Genomic DNA, 2,639 nt, shown 5'->3' with positions numbered 1-2,639 from the left:
TATAGAGGAAGGAGTCTTCTCGGCTTTTAAGATAAATTTGTATATCGGTTCATTTATGCTCAATGTTTTATCCATACAGCTCTGCCCCTTCCCGGTTGCCTGCCTTTTTACGGATAAGACCCTTTTTACTGAGAATCCCTCTCAACACAAGACTAGCATGGGTGAAATACCGGAATTGTGATTACAATCACAAAGTAAGAAAAACTCTTATCGAACTCCTGTTCACGGGCCTTAAGAACCACAAGAAGAAACGGCTTCGCCGTCCTTTTAGGGACGGATCCCGTTTCTCGTAGAAATATAAGACCAAACGATAGGCGCGGAGCTTATAAAGTCTTATATTTTAAAAAAACGCCGCCGTTACGGCAGCGCGTCTTTCAGCTTCTCCCCCGCCTCCCGCAGAGAATCGAACGTTCCCGCGTCGCTCCACCACTCTTTCAGCACATCGTAGCTTAGCTTACGGTCTGCGGCATACAGGTTGTTGACATCGGTAATCTCAAGCTCACCCCGGCGGGAAGGGGTAATCCTCCGGATAATATCAAACACGGCCCTGTCGTACATATAAATGCCGGTTACGCAGTATCCGGTCTTCGGCTGTTTCGGTTTTTCTTCGATATGGGCGATCCAGGCCGAATCCGCGCCGTCGAACACGGGAACGCCGTACCGCCGCGCATCCTCCACCGGCTTGAGCAGCACCTTCGCGGTGCCCTCCGGCTGCCGGAGGTAGCTGTCTACATAAGGAGTAAGATCCTCGGTGAACAAATTATCTCCAAGCAGCACGATGAACCGCTCCCCTGAAGGAATAAAATCTTTTGCAAGCTCCAGCGCCTCGGCGATTCCGCCGGCAGCTTCCTGAATTTTATAGGTCAGGGACACGCCGAACTCGGCGCCGCTTCCCAGGAAATCCGTGTACATTCCGGCAGACTGTCTGCTGATGACAAGAAGAATGTCAGTGACGCCTGCCTTCCGCAGCCTGTCGACGCCGTAACAGATCATCGGATATTTGCCGACCGGAAGCAAATGCTTGTTCATCATCCGGGTGAGCGGATATAGTCTTGTTCCCGTTCCGCCTGCCAGTATGACTCCTTTCAAAGCCCATTCCTCCTCCACATGTAGCCTAAATAAATTGCGTAGGATCGACACCCCATTTTTCAATATATAACCCGCGATTGCGGTTGATCAGCTCATCTAATCCGGAACGGTAAACCTCCTTGAAGCTTGCGCTTCCCTCGTGATGCACCAGACAATCGCCGGCGATCAGCAGGCGGTAACCGTGAAGCCGGGCGCGCATACAATAGTCATCGTCCTCGTAATGACCCGGAGAAAATCTTTCATCGAGCAGACCAACCCTGCTGAGCACTTCCCTTTTGAATAAAAAGCATAAACCAACCAGCCGCTTCGTCTCGCTCCATTTGGAGGGGTCGGAGATATTCGCCGTTACCGCCGCCGCGTGGAACCCGGCAATGTCCGCATACCGGGTATCGACCATCTGCCGGCCGCTGGCATAATTCGTCACGGGACCGACAATACCGGTATTTGGAGAACTGTACAGGGCGGTCTTCAGATTGGTCAGCCAGTTCTTCGAGACAATGACATCATTGTTGAGCAGCAGCAGTTCGTCCCCGGAAGCTAATTGCAGGCCGCGATTACAGGCGGCCGGAAAGCCGGCGTTGGCGGGCAGAGAAATGAATGTAATCTTTTCTCTGCGGCAGTATGTTGTCGTTCCGTCGCTGGAGGCGTTATCCACGACAATTAATTCGTAAGGTTCCGCTGTATATCGGCGGATTGCATCCACACAAGTCCTTAAAAGGCTCAGCCCGTTGAAGGTCGGAATAATAATGCTGGTCCGTGTCATATTCCGTTCCTCCAGGCCGCAACTAGGCGTCGGCTGTCCGGGCCGTTCTCTTTCCAGAGCAGGTCTGCCGCGCCGCGGGCGAGCACTTCCGCCAGCGCTTCGGCATGATCGCCAATAATCATTTGTTCCACGTTGTTTCCCGTCCCCGTATTCCCCTTTCGTCTTCTGTTCCGTTTGATTACGTTGACCGTTCCCGCGTTTTCTACGCGCAGCTTCTCCAGAATGGCCGTTGCCTGCGCCTTGGGCGGCACCGACAGCGCCTGGGGTCCGATAAGCTCCAGCATTCTGCGGGACAGGGCATGAGGTACGGCCGTCATCGACCCGGCTCCTAAGTCTTCCCTGCCAAGCGCCATGTTCAGAAACATTTTGCAGCGTGTCACGTTGTCGCATTTTCCAAATATGGGAAGCAGCGGATTCAGATCATTGAGCGCCACATCCGCTCCCTGGTCCACAGCGGCGACGAATGGGAAGAGCGCCGGAGCGGGAATGGGCAGATCGCCATCGAGAAAGAGCATAATATCGCCCTGGCTGAGCTTCGAGCCGATCGCCCGCCCCACATCATGTCCAACCGCCTTAGGACAATGGACGACAATTGCTCTGCCGCACTGCCGCGCCTGCCGGAAGCTGTTATCGACACAGCCATTGAGCACAACGATGATCTCCTCTGGCATGAGCCGTTCCGCTTCTCTCAGGACAGACCTCAGCGTCTTCTCCTCATTGCAGGCGGTAATGATAACCGACAGCTTTCCATGCAGCGCCGGCGGAGTCCATAAGGACCTGCGGGCGG

At 54.1% G+C, this 2,639-nt stretch carries 4 protein-coding genes; 1 reads left to right on the top strand and 3 read right to left on the bottom strand.

Features of this window, described 5'->3' with window-relative positions; translation table 11 throughout:
- The coding region (locus tag L691_RS33845) for a hypothetical protein (protein WP_025693109.1) at window positions 1-181 on the top strand (181 nt) is incomplete at its 5' end.
- Between the two features lie 176 nt (window positions 182-357).
- Here L691_RS33845 and L691_RS0125910 read toward each other — a convergent pair.
- From L691_RS0125910 to L691_RS0125900, 3 genes are all read right to left on the bottom strand, one after another.
- Window positions 358-1,089 (bottom strand): sugar phosphate nucleotidyltransferase, encoded by a 732-nt coding sequence (locus tag L691_RS0125910; RefSeq protein WP_025693108.1) that lies wholly within the window; start codon window positions 1,087-1,089, stop codon window positions 358-360.
- A 25-nt stretch (window positions 1,090-1,114) separates the two neighbouring features.
- Entirely contained in the window at window positions 1,115-1,852 is a 738-nt protein-coding gene (locus tag L691_RS0125905; protein ID WP_025693107.1) for a glycosyltransferase family 2 protein, read from the bottom strand.
- On the bottom strand, window positions 1,849-2,639 hold a 791-nt coding region (locus L691_RS0125900), incomplete at its 5' end, for a glycosyltransferase family 2 protein (protein ID WP_025693106.1). The genes L691_RS0125905 and L691_RS0125900, both read right to left, overlap by 4 nt.

The organism is Paenibacillus zanthoxyli JH29 (assembly GCF_000520715.1).
Classification (GTDB): Bacteria; Bacillota; Bacilli; order Paenibacillales; family Paenibacillaceae; genus Paenibacillus_AQ; species Paenibacillus_AQ zanthoxyli.
The sequence above is the reverse complement of the archived record's forward strand: the minus strand, read 5'-3'. Positions and strand labels throughout refer to the sequence as shown.